At 70.1% G+C, this 244-nt stretch carries 1 protein-coding gene; it reads right to left on the minus strand.

All coding sequences use genetic code 11. The features are described 5' to 3' along the window. Positions 1-244 (minus strand): PAS domain-containing protein (locus AC0IYH_RS33415; RefSeq protein WP_471838722.1); only part of this gene is annotated, 244 nt, incomplete at both ends.

A 244-nucleotide genomic window follows, 5' to 3' on the forward strand; every position in this document is an offset into this window, starting at 1 on the left:
GTCCTGAAACGCCCACAGCACGCACGCATCGTCGCCGAGGCGGATCGCCTCCGTCGAGATCAGGCAGTCGATCGCCGCGCCGTCGCGTGCGTGGATGCGGGCCTCGTGCGCGCGCAGGTCCCGGCCGCCGTCGATGGCGGCTTCGATCTGGCGCCGCGTCGCGTCGCTCTCCCACAGCTGAACGTCGCCCAAAGGCCGGCCGATGATCTCCGTCACCCCGAAACCGGTCATCTGCGTGAAGCTG

This window comes from Pseudomonas sp. AC463, assembly GCF_979253585.1.